Annotated in this window: 13 protein-coding genes; 9 read left to right on the top strand and 4 right to left on the bottom strand. The window is 69.6% G+C overall.

All coding sequences use genetic code 11. The features are described 5' to 3' along the window. Positions 1–106: 106 nt before the first annotated feature. The 6 genes from U3653_RS19295 (at position 107) to U3653_RS19320 (ending at position 5,882) form a co-directional block, all read left to right on the top strand. Positions 107–844 carry a PIG-L deacetylase family protein gene (locus tag U3653_RS19295; RefSeq protein ID WP_195081088.1) on the top strand — a complete coding sequence of 246 codons (738 nt, stop codon included), beginning with the start codon at positions 107–109 and terminating at the stop codon, positions 842–844. Next, positions 841–1,653 (top strand): DUF1932 domain-containing protein, encoded by an 813-nt coding sequence (locus U3653_RS19300; RefSeq protein WP_195081087.1) that lies wholly within the window; start codon positions 841–843, stop codon positions 1,651–1,653. Before U3653_RS19295 ends, U3653_RS19300 begins: the two co-directional genes overlap by 4 nt. Further along, a complete protein-coding gene (locus U3653_RS19305) occupies positions 1,650–2,360 on the top strand; it encodes a 4-carboxy-4-hydroxy-2-oxoadipate aldolase/oxaloacetate decarboxylase (RefSeq protein ID WP_195081086.1) in 711 nt (236 codons plus the stop codon). Before U3653_RS19300 ends, U3653_RS19305 begins: the two co-directional genes overlap by 4 nt. Then, a complete protein-coding gene (locus U3653_RS19310; RefSeq protein ID WP_323124282.1) occupies positions 2,357–3,436 on the top strand; it encodes a 4-oxalomesaconate tautomerase in 1,080 nt (359 codons plus the stop codon). Before U3653_RS19305 ends, U3653_RS19310 begins: the two co-directional genes overlap by 4 nt. 29 nt (positions 3,437–3,465) lie before the next feature. Next, positions 3,466–4,431, top strand: a complete 966-nt coding sequence (locus U3653_RS19315) for a VOC family protein (RefSeq protein WP_195081084.1) — start codon at positions 3,466–3,468, stop codon at positions 4,429–4,431. Between the two features lie 161 nt (positions 4,432–4,592). Then, on the top strand, positions 4,593–5,882 hold the full coding sequence (locus U3653_RS19320; protein WP_323124283.1) for an MFS transporter: 1,290 nt from the start codon (positions 4,593–4,595) through the stop codon (positions 5,880–5,882). Between the two features lie 102 nt (positions 5,883–5,984). Here U3653_RS19320 and U3653_RS19325 read toward each other — a convergent pair whose 3' ends face one another. Then, on the bottom strand, positions 5,985–6,584 hold the full coding sequence (locus tag U3653_RS19325) for an SLATT domain-containing protein (protein WP_195081082.1): 600 nt from the start codon (positions 6,582–6,584) through the stop codon (positions 5,985–5,987). A gap of 532 nt (positions 6,585–7,116) precedes the next feature. Here U3653_RS19325 and U3653_RS19330 point away from each other — a divergent pair. The 3 genes from U3653_RS19330 (at position 7,117) to U3653_RS19340 (ending at position 9,989) form a co-directional block, all read left to right on the top strand. Further along, positions 7,117–7,857: a hypothetical protein gene (locus tag U3653_RS19330; protein ID WP_195081081.1), complete on the top strand. Its 741-nt coding sequence runs from the start codon at positions 7,117–7,119 to the stop codon at positions 7,855–7,857. Between the two features lie 254 nt (positions 7,858–8,111). Beyond that, positions 8,112–8,891 carry a sigma 54 modulation/S30EA ribosomal C-terminal domain-containing protein gene (locus U3653_RS19335; protein WP_195081080.1) on the top strand — a complete coding sequence of 260 codons (780 nt, stop codon included), beginning with the start codon at positions 8,112–8,114 and terminating at the stop codon, positions 8,889–8,891. Between the two features lie 120 nt (positions 8,892–9,011). After that, positions 9,012–9,989 (top strand): acyl-ACP desaturase, encoded by a 978-nt coding sequence (locus U3653_RS19340; protein ID WP_195081407.1) that lies wholly within the window; start codon positions 9,012–9,014, stop codon positions 9,987–9,989. A gap of 35 nt (positions 9,990–10,024) precedes the next feature. Here U3653_RS19340 and U3653_RS19345 read toward each other — a convergent pair whose 3' ends face one another. From U3653_RS19345 to U3653_RS19355, 3 genes are read right to left on the bottom strand one after another with little or no spacing between them, the layout of a single operon-like run. Then, the gene (locus tag U3653_RS19345; protein WP_195081079.1) at positions 10,025–10,921 is read right to left on the bottom strand and encodes a glycosyltransferase family 2 protein; all 897 of its coding nucleotides are present in this window, start codon (positions 10,919–10,921) and stop codon (positions 10,025–10,027) included. 3 nt (positions 10,922–10,924) lie between these two features. Beyond that, a complete protein-coding gene (locus U3653_RS19350; RefSeq protein WP_323124284.1) occupies positions 10,925–11,809 on the bottom strand; it encodes a glycosyltransferase family 2 protein in 885 nt (294 codons plus the stop codon). Continuing rightward, a complete protein-coding gene (locus tag U3653_RS19355; RefSeq protein ID WP_324722411.1) occupies positions 11,806–12,705 on the bottom strand; it encodes a polysaccharide pyruvyl transferase family protein in 900 nt (299 codons plus the stop codon). The genes U3653_RS19350 and U3653_RS19355 overlap by 4 nt, the downstream gene beginning before the upstream one ends. Positions 12,706–12,707: the final 2 nt, after the last annotated feature.

The raw sequence follows: 12,707 nt of genomic DNA on the forward strand, positions 1-12,707 counted from the left end.
TGCGTCAACGGAATTGTTGACAATTTTGTGAGCATCCACTTACCCTCGGTCACGGGCGCGCCGCCGCGCCCGTGACCCGTTCGGTGAGAACACGTGAGGTGAGGCGATGCCCGAGAACACATCCGAGTCGCTACTGGTGGTCAGCGCCCATGCCGGCGACTTCGTCTGGCGCGCCGGTGGCGCGATCGCGCTGGCCGCTTCGCGCGGCGAGCGCGCCACCGTGGTGTGCTTGAGCTACGGCGAGCGCGGCGAATCGGCCAAGGCGTGGCGCGAAGGCAAGCAGCTCGACGAGATCAAGGCGCTACGCCGCAGCGAAGCCGAGGCGGCAGCGGATGTGCTCGGAGCCGACATCCGTTTCCTCGACGCGGGCGACTACCCCCTGATCGAGTCGCGCCAGCTGACCGACCAGCTGGTGCACATCTACCGCGAGACCCGGCCGACGGTGGTTCTGACGCACACCTTGGTCGACCCCTACAACGGCGACCATCCGGCCGCGGCGCGCATGGCCTTGAACGCCAGAATCCTCGCGCAGGCGGTGGGATACGACGCGCCGGGCCAGCCGCTAGGTGCGCCGCCGGTGTTCAGCTTCGAGCCGCACCAGTCGGAGATGTCGGAATTCCGCCCCGACGTCCTGCTCGACATCACCGAGGTGTTCGAGCTCAAGCGCAAGGCCATGCGCTGCCTGGGCGCCCAGCAGCACATGTGGACCTACTACGAGGACCTCGCCGATCGCCGCGGCGTACAGCTCAAGCGCAATGCCGGGCCGAATCTCGGCCTGCCGCACGAGACCAAGGCCGAGGCGTTCGTACGCCACTACCCCCACGTGACCGACCGGTTGTCATGACCTCGCCGGTGCGGGTCGCCGTCCTGGGATTCGGGGAAGCCGGAGCCGAATTCGCTCGCGACCTGGTCGTCGCGGGCGCCGACGTGCGGGGATTCGACCCGGAAGTCCACGCCCCGCACGGTGTGGCGCAGCGGGCCGACGAAGCCGACGCGGTACGCGACGCCGAGCTGGTGTTCAGCCTGACCACCGCCGAACAGGCGGAGGCCGCGCTGCGCGCCGGCCTGCCCGCGCTGGCGGCGGGCACGCTGTGGGCGGAGGCCAACACCTGCGCACCGGCGCTGAAGGCGCGGCTCGCCGAACAGGCCGCCCGCGTCGACGCCGAGCTGGTCGACGTGGCGATCATGGCTCCGGTGCCCGGCACCGGCCTGCACACGCCGATGTCGGTTTCCGGGCCGGGAGCGCCACGTTTCGCCGAGCTGATGAGGGGCTTCGGCGTCACGGTGACGGTGGTGGCCGGCCCGGTCGGCGCCGCGAGTTCCCGCAAACTGCTGCGCAGCGTCGTATACAAAGGCCTCGCCGCGGCGGTGGTCGAGGGCCTGGCGGGAGCCGAGGCCGCGGGCTGCGCCGACTGGTTCCGCTCGCACATCGCCGCCGAATTGCGCGGCTTCGACGAGCAAACCCTGGACCGGCTGATCGACGGCACCTATCTGCACGCCGCCCGTCGCGCCGAGGAGATGGCGGCGGCCGCCGCCCAGCTCACCGACCTCGGTGTCACCCCGCACAGCGCCACCGCGACCCGCGACGCGCTGCGCGCGATCGCGAACGGGCCCGGCCCGGACAGTACTCGACCTTCAGGAGAGAAAAGATGAAATCGATTGTGGTCACCGGCCACCCCCGCGCGGCGCTCGAGGACGCGACTCGACTCGGCGAGTACGGTGTCGCGACCGTGCACGAGGCGGCAGGCCGGGTCGGCTACCTCGGCCCGCGGTTGCGGCCCGCCTGGCCGGGCGCCCGCATCGGCGGCACCGCCGTCACGGTCCTGTGCTGGCCGGGCGACAACCTGATGATCCACGTCGCCGTCGAGCAGTGCCGTCCGGGCGACGTGCTGGTCGTGGCGACGAACTCGCCCTCGACCGACGGACTGTTCGGCGAGCTGTTCGCCACCGCCTTGCAGCGGCGGGGCGTGCGCGGCGTCGTGCTCGGTTGCGGGGTGCGCGATGTCGCCGAGCTGCGCGAGATGAACTTTCCCGCCTGGTCGGCGGCGGTCAGCGCGCAGGGGTCGGTGAAGGCGACCGCCGGTGCGATCAACGTGCCGGTCGTCGTCGAAGGACAGGTGATCCATCCCGGGGACGTGATCGTCGCCGACGACGACGGCGTGACCTGTGTGCCGCGCGCGGATGTGCCCGATGTGCTGGCGGCCGCGGCCGCACGGCTGGCCAAGGAGGAAGCCTCCCGGGCGGCCTTCCAGGCGGGTGAGCTCGGCCTCGACCGCTACGGTCTGCGGGATCGCCTGGGCGATTTCGGCATCACCTACCTCTCCTACGAGGACTACCTGGCCGCGGGAGAACGGGCGTGACGGCGCCGGACGCGGGCGTTCCATGCGTGTGGATGCGGGGCGGCACATCCAAGGGCGCGTACTTCCGCGCCGACGATCTGCCCGCCGATCCCGCCGCCCGCGACGATCTGCTGCTCCGGATCATGGGCACGCCCGATCCACGGCAGATCGACGGCATCGGCGGCGCGACCTCACTGACCAGCAAAGTGGCCGTCGTGTCGCCGTCGGCCCGGCCCGACGTCGACGTCGACTACCTGTTCCTCCAGCTGGGCGTCGCCGAGGCGACCGTGTCCGACCGGCAGAATTGCGGCAACATCCTGGCCGGCGTCGGACAGTTCGCGGTCGAGTCCGGGATGGTGCGCGCGGTCGGTGACCAGTGCACGGTGCGCATCCACCTGGTCAACTCCGGCGCCACCGCCACCGCGACATTCCCGGTGCGCGACGGTCGCCCGATATACGCCGGTGACACCCGCATCGACGGCGTGCCCGGTACGGCTGCCGCAGTGTTGCTGGCTTTCCAGGACACCACGGGATCGGCCACGTCAGGGTTGTTTCCGACCGGTAGCCCGGCCGACACCGTCGACGGCGTGCAGGTAACCTGTGTCGACAACGGCATGCCGGTGATCGTCGCCGATGCCGAGAGTTTCGGCATCACCGGATACGAGTCGCAGGCCGAACTAGCCGATGACGACGCACTGCTGACCCGGATCGACCGCGTGCGCCGCCAGGCGGCGACGTTGATGGGCTTGGGCGATGTCGCGCGATCGTCGGTACCGAAGACGGTGCTGGTCGCTCCCGCCCGCGACGGCGGACAGGTGAGCGCGCGCTCGTTCATCCCGGTCCAGCCACACACCTCGATCGGCGTGTTCGCGGCGATCAGCGCGGTCACCGCGATGAGAACGCCGGGAGCGGTCGGTTACGACCTCACCGCGGACTGGCCCGCCGGTCCGCAACGGGTGGATGTCGAACATCCGTCCGGGCGGCTTCGAGTCGATGTCGACGTCGACACCAGCGTCTTCCCGCCGCTGGTGCGTCGCTCCGGGGTGGTCCGCACCGCTCGCAAATTGTTCACCGGTTCGGTTTTCCCCCGCACCTGAGGCGCCTGTTCGTCAAGGAGGACATCACCATGGCACCTGGCCACGACATCGCGCATCTGGCGCACGTGCAGCTGTTCACCCCGAAGCTCGACGAGAGCATCGCGTTCTTCGTCGACTTCCTCGGCCTGCGCGTCGTCGGCTCCGACGGCGACGACGTCTACCTGCATGCCTGGGACGACTATCAGCACCATACGGTCACGCTCAGCGCGCGCAAACGTTCCGGCATCGGGCGCACCTATCTGCGGGCGTCCAGCCCCGAGGCGCTGACGCGGCGGGTCGCGGCGCTGGAAGCGGCTGGCCGTGGCATCGGCTGGACCGACGGCGAACCCGGCTTCGGGCCCACCTATGTGTTCACCGATCCGGACGGGCACGAATTCGGCCTCTACTACGAGGCCGAGTGGCACCTGGCCGAGGAGGAGACCCGGCCCGCCCTGAAGAACCAGGCCCGCGCCTATCCAGGTGGCGGAGTTCCGGCGCGACGACTCGATCACGTCAACTTCCTCGGGCGCAGCCCGGCCGACAATCGCGACTTCCTGGTCGACACGCTCGGCGGCATGGTCACCGAGCAGATCGTGCTGGACGACGGCACCGTCGCGGGCAGCTGGACGACTTTCACCAACAAGAGTTACGACCTGGTCTACACCCGCGACCATCTGGGATTCTCGGGGCGGCTGCACCACATCGCGTTCGCGGCCGACAGCCGCGCCGACATCCTGCGGGCCTGTGACGTGGCCCTGGACCAGGGCGTGTTCATCGAGACCGGCCCGCACAAGCACGCCATCCAGCAGACGTTCTTCCTCTACGTCTACGAACCCGGCGGCAATCGCGTCGAGCTGTGCAACGCCGGCGCCCGGCTGATTCTCGCGCCGGACTGGAAGCGCGTCGACTGGACCGAGGCCGAGCGCCGTAAGGGGCAGGCGTGGGGCTTGAAGACCATCGAATCGTTCCACACGCACGGCACCCCGACGGCCGAGGAACTGGCCGCGGACCACTGACCGAAATAATTGTTAACAATTTCTTCAGCAATATTGTGCGCGACATCTCCAACGCTGTAGCGTGCGTCACATGAAGTACCCCATGGATGAAAGGGACGATGTTGTCCTCGACTGAACCGAACGGCCGCGCGGCTTCCGCCGGCGGCCGACTGTCGATCCGCGTGACGACGCTCTGCTGGTTTCTCGTCCTGCTGGACGGCCTGGATCTGTTCGTCTACGGCGCCACGCTGCCCGGTGTCCTCAAGGACGAAAGCTTCGGCCTGACACCCGCCATCGCGGGCGACATCGGCAGCCTCAACACCTTCGGCATGCTGCTGGGCGCCCTGGGTTCGGGCCTGATCACCGACCGCGTCGGCCGCCGCAAGATTATCGCCGCCGGCGTGCTGATCTTCACCGTCGCCGCGGCCGTCTGCGGCGCGGCGCCCAACGTCGAGATCTTCGGCGCGGCCCGCTTCTTCGCCGGCATCGGCCTCGGCGGCCTGCTGCCGACCGCCATCGCGCTGGTCATGGAATACGCTCCCGCGCATCGCAAGAACCTCAGCGTCACCGTGCTGATGACGGCCCATCAGGCAGGCGGCGCGATCGCGGGCGCCGTGGCGATGACGATCGTGGAATCCCTCGGCTGGCGCTCGGTCTACTGGTTCGGCGCTGCGCCGGTGGTGATCGCACTGCCCGCCATCCTGTTCCTGTTGCCGGAATCGCTGACCTACCTGCTGGCCTCGGGCAAACAGCAGAAGGCCGAGGCGATCGCGAACAGGTTCGGCGTCTCGTTGGCGGCGTTCGCACCGGAAGCAGGCTCACAGCAGCGGCGCGCGAAAGTCACCGCGCTGTTCACCCCGGCGCTGCGGGGAACGACGGCTTTGTTCTGGATCGCGTCGTTCGGCGGCCTGCTGCTGGTGTACGGCGTGAACACCTGGCTGCCGACCATGATGCGCGGCCACGGCTACAACCTCGGGTCGGCCATCAGCTTCCTGCTCGTGATCAATATCGGCGGCATCGTCGGCATGCTGGTCGCCGGACGCCTGGCCGATCTGTTCGGGCCGCGCCGGGTCACCGTCATCTGGTTCGCGATCACCTGTGTCGGCATCGGACTGCTCGCGGTCCACATGCCGCTGGTCGTCACCTACGTCAACGTATTCCTCACGGGCGGTTTCCTGTTCAGCGCGCAGACCCTGATCTACGCCAGCGTGGGCACCTACTACCCGCCCAGCATCCGGGCGACCGCGCTCGGCTGGGTCGCGGGCATCGGCCGCACCGGAGCCGTCTTCGGCCCATGGCTGGGTGGCGTCCTGGTCTCCCACCAGGTGTCGAACTGGGGTTTCGTGGTGTTCGCGCTCGCCGCTCTCATCGCGGCGGTGATGGTCGGTCTGGTGCGCGCGCGTCCGCTTACCGAGCCGGCACCCGATCGTGTCGCTCCAGCCGCGCCCCGAACCGTGGACCTGGCGTCCTGATCCTCCCGTGGCCGGCGACGTGCCGATGAAGCGCCAGGTCCGCTCCGCCGCGGGCCTGGCGCCCCCATCGCCTGCCGGAGTTTCTCCACGCGCCGCCCGGCGTCACCTTCGATCGAGTCTGCTCATCCGCGGGTGCGCCGACAGCTGCAATTGCCCGGTCCAGCTGTCGGTTTCATGGGCGATCACCTCGTTGACCCGGTAGGAGAAGTCCCGCAGCAGGCCCATCCTGCGGTCGATCTCTCCGTTCGAGTTCGCGGGCGCGCGCGAGACGGAAGCCCACTCGAGCTGGAAGTCGCACAGCATCGCGTTGATCGACTGGGCGCTGCGGAGGTCGCGCATCCACGCGGTGGACACGCCGAAGAGCCGGTCGCATGCCAGGCTTCCTGCGGCGCAGGCGAGCAGGATGTATCCCCAGCTCGGGTTGATGGCGTCGACGCCCGCGGTGGTCAGCAGCGGCACCAGGATTCCGAGTAGGCCGAGCACGATCAGCGCCGCGGTGAGGGCTAGGCTGGCCCGCCGCTTCGTCAGACCGTCCCGCGAATACCACTCGCGTGCGTCCATGGCATACGCCTCGACGCGTTGGAACAGCCGGGCAAGGGTCTCATCGGAACTCGACCAATCGGCGGAGCGGAGGTCCAGCGAACGCGGCACTCCGAGGTCCTGCGAGCGATCCCCGCCGAGGGGCGATCGGTGCTCTGTCACGGCCCGTACTGTATCTCCCCTGGCGCTCCCGAATCACCTTTCGCCCGTTTGCCGGTCGGGCCGAACGGTGCCGCGGACCTCGACGATGACGCGGGCGTAGTTCTTATCGATGCTGTTCGATTCAGCTTGCACTACAACACATTTCGAGACAGCGCCCAGTCGCGGACCGGGTCCGGTCGCGCCGTGCCCAAGGGTGCGGACGCGGTGGATTGCACGAAAGTTGCGACTTAGTAACGGATTCGGGCAGCTCGCGTCCCACGGCAAGGCGTCGGTCACAACCAGCGCCGGGACCGAAGAGACTTCCGACGGCACCGATGGACCCGTCCGACCGCGGGTACGTCGTCGCGACCTCTTCGGTAACCGCTTACTCGGAGGATTCAGAATCCCGTTGATCGCAATCATTTTCCGGCCATTGCGCAGCTCCTAGTGTTCGGAGAACCCTGCTGAGCACCGTGCCCGAGGACGACCGCAGCCGGGGATCGCCATGTCCGCCTCGGTTCCGCAGCGAACCGATCCTCGATTTCGGAGCGACGTGCAGCCAACTCCCTGGTCAGCGAAGGACTTTCGGCTCGAGCGAGTACCGGACGCGACGCCGGGACGGCTCGGCGCATCGCGCGCATCCCGGCCCGCGCTGCACGGCCACCGGGGCTATCTCGGCGCCGCGGCAGGCAGCCTCGTCACGCTGATCCTGCTGTTCCAGCCGTGGCTCATGGCGGCGGGCGCCGACGGCAGAGCCAGTGCGAATGCCTTCGGCCGGATCACCGCGACCACCTCGTATCTCAACGTCTGGTCGGCGACGCAACCGCCCACCGCGCGGATCAGCGGCGCCCTGGCGCTGCTGTCCGCGGGCGCGATCGTCATGACCGTCTGCGTGGTGGCGGTGAATCTCCGGCTGCGCACCGAGATCCTGGCGCGCGCGGCGACGGCGTGCGCGGTGACGACCGCGGCGCTGGTCGCGCTCACCGTGCTCTACGTCAACAGCAAGGCTCCCGAGCTGCGCGCCATGCTCGCGCGCTCCTCGGACTTCGGCGGGCAGGTCGGCATGGTGACCAGCTGGGCGTTCGGCAACGGCAGCCTGATCGCGCCGGGGGTGCGGCAGGTCTCCTACAACACCGCGGGACTCACCCACTGGCCCCTGCTCGCCGGGGTCACCTCGCTGGGCTCGGCCGTCGTCGCCGTCGCCCAATGGGCATACAACCGTCCGGCCACCTCACTGCGGCTGCCGCGACTCGCCGGTGCGCGTTCCGGCGAACCGGCCGGGCGCGTCGAGTGAGCGGGCCGGCACGCCACCCCGCGCTCCGCTGACTCCCCGCCGATCCGGGGTAGGACCAGCGCCGCACCCCCTGCGGCGGCACACCGTGACCGGCCGCGGTCGCCGGGCGATCCGCGCTGAACTACCGGACACCGAGGGACTCTCCGGTGCGGAAAGTAACCGGCGCAGCGGACTTTCGGCCCTACGGCCACGCCGCGCGCCGCGGGCACAGTCGTGCCAGGTGAGTCGGTGGGGCGAGAGCAGTGGAGGATGGGATGTCGCTGGTGTCGGAGGCGTGGTCGTCGACGTCGTTCCCGGAAGTCGCCGTGTTCGCCGCGGGCCGGGTGCCCGCACTCGAGCGGGAGCGCTTCGCCGGCACCGTGTGCCGTCTGCTGTCGCGCTTCCCTGCCGCGGGCAGCGCCCGCCTGCGGATCACGGGGCCCGATCACGACGACGGCCCGATGGTCGTCCAGGTGAATCTGTCCGTCGGCGGCACGCCGGCACGCATCCAGACACTGGCGCGACGCCGTGGTGACGCGTTGCCGACGCTGGTGCGGTTGGAACGGCAGATCAAGGCGTTGCAGAAGACGTGGGAGTCGCGTCCGTGGCCGGATCCGGGTCGTCGGCCGCTGGACGCCCCCGGTCCGGGCGAACTGGTCCGCCGCAAGGTCGTCGCGCTGATGACCTGCGGGTTGCCCGCGGCGGCGGCGATCATGGACGCGATGGATTACGACGCGCATCTGTTCACCGATGCCGAGACCGGAGAGGACGCCGTCGTCCACCGCGCAGGGCCGTTCGGGCTGCGGATGGCGCGCCAGCACAGCGTTCATACCCCGCCCTGGATCGCGGGCACTCCCGGACTGGTCACCATCAATCCCCGCCCGGCCCCGGAGCTGACCGAAACCCGAGCCGTGGCACGGGTATGCGAATACGGCTTGCCGTCGCTGTTCTACACCGACTCGGCGTCGGGACGCGGCCGTCTGATGTATCGCCGCTACGACGGCGGCCTGACGCTCGTCGCACCCGCCGACCGCATCGACACCGTCACCGCCTGAACAACCGCACTCCCCCGGCGCTGCCCGTCCGGCACCGGTCGTCGCCGGTCACGCCCGGACCGAGCCGTTATCGATCACCTCTCCTTCCGAACCATGCGCAAAAGAAAGGCGGACACGACGTTGGCGCGTGATCTGACACAGCTGGAGATTCTCACCGAACTGGAACAATTCGCGGGCGCCGCGTTGGACCGCCACCTGTCCATGGTCAAGGAGTGGCATCCCCACGACTACGTGCCGTGGGACGCGGGACACAACTTCGCGATGCTGGGCGGAATCGATTGGGACCCGAGCCAATCGCGACTGTCGGACGTGGCGAAGGCGGCTTTGATCACGAATCTGCTCACCGAGGACAATCTTCCCTCCTATCACCGCGAGATCAGCGCGAACTTCTCCCGAGACGGCGCGTGGGGCTCGTGGGTGGGACGATGGACCGCCGAGGAGGCCCGCCACAGCATCGTCCTGCGCGACTACCTCGTCGTCACCCGGGCTGTCGACCCGGTCGCCTTGGAGAACGACCGTATGGCGCACATGTCCCACGGTTTCGCCGCGCCGATGGAGCGCACGGACACCTCCGGTGACGGCGGATTCCTGTTCTCGGTGGCTTACGTGTCCTTTCAAGAGTTGGCGACCCGCATCAGCCATCGCAACACGGCGGCCGTCTGCGACGATCCGGTCGCCGACCGCATGCTGCAACGCATCGCCGCCGACGAGAACCTGCACATGATCTTCTACCGCGGCATGTGCGCCGCGGCCCTGGATCTGGTGCCCGATCAGGCCATCGAAGCGATCGACCTGATCGTGCGCAATTTCCGGATGCCCGGCACCGGCATGCCCAACTTTCGGCGCAACGGCGTCCTCATGGCCAAACACGGCATCTACGATCTGCGCCAGCATTCGGAAGAAGTGCTGCAACCGGTCATCCGGCAGTGGAACGTATTCGAGCGCGACGACTTCGGTCCGCGCGGCGAGCAAGCCAGGGAACGACTCGCCGCCTTCCTGGACGACCTCGAGCACGTGCGCATTCCCCGGTTCGAGGAACAACGCGACCGCGCCCTCGCGCGGGAAGCGCGCCGGGGTGTCGGCACCGTGGCGGGATAGTGGCACCGGAGGGATCCTGGCCGGCGAAACGGGCGTCAGCCCACATAGCGCCGCGCGGCGGAATGGCGCTGGGATTCTTCCAGCAGAACGAGCCCCGCCTCCACTCGCGGCGGCAGGACTTTTCGTTCGCGCAGCACCCACGGCATCCCGCGCAGCGTGTCGAGAACGGCCGCCGCGGTCGTCAGGTCGGCCGGGGCCGATCTGAGCACCACGGCGGTCCGCCGCGCGGCGCTGCGGGCCGGGCGGCGCAACCACAGCGTCCACAGCGTGTTCCGGATGCCGAGGCGGCGACGATGGGTCGGGTCCCGGGTGGTGGACGGCTCGTGGTGGATCACGATGTCCTCCACCCAGCACATCCACCAGCCGTACGCCGCGAGGTCGAGCGCGAGCAGTTCCTCTTCCCCACCGAACCACAGGCGCCGGGAGAACCCGCCGACCTGACGGAACGCGCTGACCCGGAAGGCGGACAGCGCCGCCATCACGCCGAGCAGGGCGGGGCCTGGCAGCCAGTCGGGCCCGGCGACCGGCGAGTAGCGCAGTTCCGGCGTGATCGGGTCTTCGCGGAGGTCGGGGGCGACCAGGCAGCGTCCCGTCACCGAGCCGAGGCCCGGATACCGGTCGAGTAGATCGGCCGCGCGGGTCAACGCGCCCGGCTGCCAGCGGGTGTCGTCGTCGCAGAACGCCACGTACGGCGTGACCACCCGCTCGACCGCGATGTTCCTGGCCACCGCGCCCAGGTTGTCCGCCGAGCGGATGAGCTGCACGGAAGGGAACGCCGCGGCGACCGCGTCGGCCGTTCCGTCGGTGGAATCGTTGTCGACAAGGATGATCGGGGCCGCGTCGGCGAGCGCGGTCATGTGGGCGAGGGTGTGCAGCAGTTGCTCGCGCCGGTTGCGGGTGATGATGACGACCGTCATCCGTTCCGTTGGCATCCGTCACTTCCTTCCGTGGGCGAGTTCCAGAGTTCTGGCCCTGCGCTCGATCTCCGGCGGCAGCCTGCGCCGCTGCGCCAGCGCCCTGGGCAGGCGGCGCACGATCCCGGCGAACGCCAGCACCGTTCCCGGGTCGCGCACCGTCCGGCACAGCAGGCTCGCGGACTCGGCCGCGCACCGCCGCAGCGGCCTGCGCATCCAGGCGATCAACGCGTTGTTGCGCTGTTCGGCCCGTCTGCGCCACGCCTGCGGCGGCCGCCGCGCCGAGGGGTGGTGATGGGCGCGCACCCGCGCCACGTAACAGAGGTCCCAGCCGCACGCCGCCATGTCGAGTGACAGCAACCGTTCTTCGGCGCCGAAATGCAGGAGCGGGCTGAACCCGGACGCCTGTAGATACGCGTCTTTGCGCACGATCGCCGCGCAGGCGAGAAAGCCGAGAACCAACGGGCCCGGCAGCCCGGGGGGATGCCCGAGCGGGCTGGTCGCCATCAGTTCGTTGACCGGATCGTCACGGTGGTCGGCGCCGACGAGCGTGCGTCCCGCGACCAGGCCCAGCCGTGGATGGGCGTCCAGCACCCGCTCGGCTTCCCCGAGCGCGTCCTCGGCCCACCACGAGTCGTCGTCGCTGAACGCGACGTAGGGCGTCCGGGCCAGCGCGACGCCGAGGTTGCGCGCCGCGGCGCCGAGATTGCGGGGCAGCCGGACAACGCGCACCCCGGGGAACGCCTCCGCCACGTCGGCCGTGTCGTCGACCGAAGCGTTGTCCAGCACCACGATCGCGGGTGCCGGGCGCAGTGCGCGCAGTTCGGTCAAGGTTCGGCACAGTTCGGCGGCGCGATTGCGGGTGGCGATGACGACGGTGGTCTTCGCCACCGCCGGCGCGCTCACGCCGGCCGTCCCGCGAGCAGTTCCTCGAGCAGGTCGCTGGTGAGGGTGTCGGCGACGGGGAACTCCCGCCGCCGCGCCCGTTCGCGCCCCGCGGGCGCCAGGCACCAGCGCCACCACTGATCGAACGCGCCTGTGTCGGCGGTCTGCTCGGCGCCGACCAGCGCGGGCCAGTCCAGCGCCTTCGCCTGCGCGGTGACTTTTCCGCCGCCCGCGACGGGATCCACCGCCAGCACCGGGATACCGGCGCGCAGTCCCAGCACCATGCCGTGCAGCCGCGTGGTGATCACCGCGTCCAGGCGAGCGAACACCGACGCGAGCTGGTCGGGCGTGCGGCACAGCCGCCAGTCGTCGGAGGTCAATCTGGTGTCGAGCGGCAGTCGCGCGCAGTCGAGTTCGCGCAGCCACCGCAGCAGCGCGCGATGCACCGAGCGGTGCCTGCGGGCCATGCCGTATTCGGCTTGGCCCGGGGCGAAGACGACACCCACCACCGGGACGCTCACCGTGGACGCCCCGACCGCGATGTCCGGTCGCGCCACGGACGGACTGTCGCGCGGCAAGATGCGGTGGAACCCGGTGACCGCGGCATCGGCCGGATCGAGGATGGAGACGCCCACCGCGATGCGCCTGCAGTTCGCGTACCGCTCGTGCAGGAACCGGACCTGCTCACCGTGCGCGGGCCCGCAGACGAAAACGAGGTGCGAATAGCGTCCGGAGTCCGCGTCGTCCAGATGCATCGCGTCGGAACGAAACCCCGGGCTCCACGCCGTGTCGTGCGGGATCGCGGCGGAGGCCAGAGCGTCACACACTCGGCTCATGCTCAACACGTCCCCGGCCGTCGCTTCCCCGTGCAGGAAGCTGGGCCACCCGGTGACAAGTACCCGCATGTCTGTGCCCATAC

Source organism: Nocardia implantans, from assembly GCF_035544775.1.
GTDB lineage: Bacteria > Actinomycetota > Actinomycetes > Mycobacteriales > Mycobacteriaceae > Nocardia > Nocardia implantans.